Genomic DNA, 3749 nt, shown 5'->3' on the forward strand with positions numbered 1-3749 from the left:
GAAATGACACTCTGGAAGACGTCGGCGGTGTCGATCTGGTGTTCGATGTCATTGGCGGTGACATTTAGAAACGGTCCGCAGCGCTGATCCGGGCCGGAGGCATGCTGGTGACCGTCGTCGGGCCTACCGACGTGCGGCCAGCGGATGGCCTGGCGTTTGACTTCGTCGTCGAGGCTGATCGAGGCCAGCTTTGGGAGATCGTTCAACGGGTCCGGGACGGTCGGCTGCGGACGAATATCGGCAAGGTCTCGAGCCTTGACGATGCCATCGCCACCTTCAACTTAACCGAGCGGCGTGCGGGAAAGACGGTTATCCGCATTCGGCCCTGAGCCTACCGAGCACGGCGATGGGGGTCTGCCGATCTAAACCGCAGAGCCCAAGGCGGCAACGAGAGTGGGATGCAGCGTGAGCTGGACACCCTCGTTTGCCTTGACCAAGGCCGCCAAATACTGGCGCTTATACCCCGAGTCGAAGATGTATTTTGGAGCGCCGTTGTCCAAAACGCCGACGCTGCCATTCCAGAGCATGACGTCGAGCAGCTTCTCCACGTTGTCCGGCGTCTTCATCTGCTTTGCCGCTATGTACCGGAACTTTGCCGCCGTCAGTCCATCGCGATGCTGTAGAATTTCAAAGAGTAGGTCCGATCCGTTCGGGACTAGATCGGCGATCTCGCGGTCCAAATCTTCCAACACCTGCCATCCTAGCTCCCTCAATGCGACGACGTAATCCTCTTCCTCCATCTTGTTGCGCCCAAAAGTCAGGGCGCGACGACGTGCTGTCTCGAAAAGACGGATAAGATAGCGGGGTCTCATAAGGCAGCCGTCGATCAGGAAATCGAGAACAGGGCGCCCGTTTACCGTCGCCACCGAAGCACGATCCCACAGCGAACTCCAAGACTCGCCAGTGGCGGAGACACTCGCCTGGAGGCGCTGTTCGAATAGGGCCTTCATCAAGCTGCGATCGGACCATTCAATGCTTTGGACAGCCAACTTTCCGTAGTCCGCCATCCCGCGTATTAGGAACTCGTATACGTCGCTCCGAATAAAAATGGCCCACCTAAATTCAAGCGACTTCCGACGGAACTTCCGCGCGATCTCTTGCATTGACTCCGTCAGCCCGACCACTATCAGGGCATCGTCGTCGGTGAAGCCCCCGGGCGTCCAAAAGCGGTCGAGATTGTCGAAGAGGAATAGAACGAAACCCTTGAGGCGAAGATACTCAAGAACGGTCTCTCGGAGTTCTCGGACGTCCTGCCCATAGATGGCCTCTAGCACCTTGGATGAATCCAGTTGGTGAAGTTCAACGTCAACGATGGCGCTGCTGCGGAACCGGTCGACAACGTTTTGTGCCAGTCGTTTCAGTCGTTCAGAGAAGTCCCCGGTTCCTGTGTCGACACGCGCCTCAAATAGCGCCTTGAGCTTGTTGTAGCCCTGGAGAAGACGCATGTCGCGCAACGCCCTCGTTTCGTCCTTCTCCAATAGCTTGTAGGTTATTTCGAGCCACAGTACGTATTCCCAAAAAGCCGCGATAACTTCCTTCCGGGTACCGAAGCTGAGCTTATCCAAGATAAACTCTTTCATCTTGATGAGCTGGTAACCGTCTGGAATTAAGTCGATGACGATGTTTGCCTTATTTGACCTTGTGCGATCTCTTACTTGCAGGAAAACCGCTGTCTTGCCGCTTCCTTTCCTGCCGACCAGCACGTTGGCTTCGCCGAGTAGAGTTCGCTGATAGCCGTCGGTCTCTAGGAAATGGTCTGCAAGGGAGGTTGCTTCATTCTCGGCTACAGGATCGCCACAACTCAATCGTTCAAGCAGGTTTTCGTGATCTTGCTTAATCGAGACGAACTCGTTGGCAACGTCTGCCACGCGCAACCTGAAAGCGCCTATGATCTCATCGAGGTCCGCTAGTTTCCACCACCGGTCGGCTTGGTCCTGTAGGTCCAGAGGAAGGCTGGACTTCTGGTGAGCTATTAACAATGCCGGAATGTTGCGACCGCGGGCAATGCCGTAAATGAACGCCGCTCTTTGGTTGTTGCGAGCAGCCTGCTCGCTGTCACCTTCCATCCAGAAAGCGATGATGCCGAACGAAGAAGCCACCTGTTCATAGGCTTCGCTGGCGTTCAGTCGGCTGATCTCGCTAGAATTGAAGTTGCGGAATTTGATCCGCGCAATCTTCTTGACGGCGCTGGTCGTCCGTAGGGTGGATTCAGTGGGGGTCGGAAGTTGAAGGATGAAAACCGGCTGATCCTTATTTTTCGCCAGTTCAGCCCAGCGGGTCGTTTCATCGCGTTTTGACAGGGTGCGAACAAGAACGTGATCATAGTCGTAGCCGTCATGGCCCAGGGTATCTAGCAAGCCGATGGCTTTGACCGGTTGGAAGTCCATGTGGGTTGAGCGGATCAATCGTGTGGGCTTTTGCAATCCGATCGCAAATCCCAGTTCGTAGGTCACGTTGTGATTGACGAGAGAGATGTCGGCAATGAAAGCGTCGGCGCCTTCTATCCAGCTTTCCACCGACCGCGCAACTGGTGAGCCCGACGTGTCAAGTGTCGACCATGGCGTTATTGATCGATCGGAAGTTGAAGCCGATTTGCAGGCTGCGACAATCATATCACCATGGAACTGATTGCCGGAGGCGTATGCGACAAAAACCGACGTCACTTGCAGCTTACCCCCGAATCCAGCAACGGAGCCTATCGACAATAGACCGAACGCTCAACTCAGTTTCCGATTATGTTGCGACTATCGTTGTGCAGTTCAGCCACCACCATGTTTGGAGCAGAAGTAACGTTTGCCGCTGGCATACCGTTCGAGTGTACCGGCATCCTCCCCCTTTGGGTAAAATCACGACGATGTCACTTCAAACCGGAATGTCGGCTCTTGCGTGTTAGATAACCTCTGCCGCTTCCTGTTAGCCGAAATTGCAATCAGGCCCGCTAACAATCGTGGTTGCGCCTTTAGGGTCATCGTGGTTGAGACCGCAGGCGGATTAGGACTCGTTATTGGCTTTGCGATCGGCTCATCGCTGCTGACAATCGGTGACCTATATAAACGGGCATGTCCACTCGCCGAAAAATCAACGCAACAGCGAAGCTGATTGGAGAGTGGCCTTTAACCCCGGCTGCAACGCTTGGATCGTCCGTCAGAGCGAGGGGTATATTTCTCGAAATACGCGCCCGCCTTCCAACGGAGTTCAGGAAACTGCTCCATATCGAGTCCCGCGTGCTCACCCTGCGCGTGTCTGAGGGCGCCGAGAATGATGTGCAGGTGGCAATGGGGATCGTATCCAAAGCACTGCGGAAGATCGAAGAGCTGCCCGTAATTCCCCGTGAAATCGAGGACATTCTGACGATCTCGACGGCCGAACGGCACCGCTGGCTGAAAGATGGTCGCTTGCAGAGCGCCGGGACGAAAACGGTGAAACTCCGCGGGCGGGCAAGGAACATCACCTTTCACGTGTTCGACCCGCAACACGTGGAGGATGTGCTTGACAGCGACCTGGTTACGGTCTGGCGCGAAAAAGACGCAGCGACAGCTGCAGAGAATAGGCGGCGTGGCGCAGGGAAGGCGGCTATGAAACGTGCTCAAAGAAGCGGGCGTGGAACTGCAGCTTCAGCTGGCCATGGCCCCGATGAGAACTCGCACTCCAGTTTGCGCGGCTGGGAAGATTTTGAGAAGGACGGACTCCTGCGCTGATAGGCCTGGCCCACAAGCAGTTTAGGACGCTTGCCTGCGCCGTGCGAGATG

Annotated in this window: 2 protein-coding genes and 1 pseudogene; 2 read left to right on the plus strand and 1 reads right to left on the minus strand. The window is 55.7% G+C overall.

Translation table 11 applies throughout. The features are described from left to right. A pseudogene (locus EN993_RS32695) lies at positions 1-329 on the plus strand (zinc-binding dehydrogenase); the annotation flags it as partial. A 33-nt stretch (positions 330-362) separates the two neighbouring features. Here EN993_RS32695 and EN993_RS32700 read toward each other — a convergent pair. Beyond that, positions 363-2663: a hypothetical protein gene (locus tag EN993_RS32700; protein ID WP_127265894.1), complete on the minus strand. Its 2301-nt coding sequence runs from the start codon at positions 2661-2663 to the stop codon at positions 363-365. 396 nt (positions 2664-3059) lie between these two features. On the opposite strand from EN993_RS32700, the gene EN993_RS32705 reads away from it, so the two are divergent. Then, the gene (locus tag EN993_RS32705) at positions 3060-3698 is read left to right on the plus strand and encodes a hypothetical protein (RefSeq protein WP_127265896.1); all 639 of its coding nucleotides are present in this window, start codon (positions 3060-3062) and stop codon (positions 3696-3698) included. The last annotated feature ends 51 nt before the right edge of the window (positions 3699-3749 follow it).

It is taken from the genome of Mesorhizobium sp. M7D.F.Ca.US.004.01.2.1 (assembly GCF_003997785.1).
Classification (GTDB): Bacteria; Pseudomonadota; Alphaproteobacteria; order Rhizobiales; family Rhizobiaceae; genus Mesorhizobium; species Mesorhizobium loti.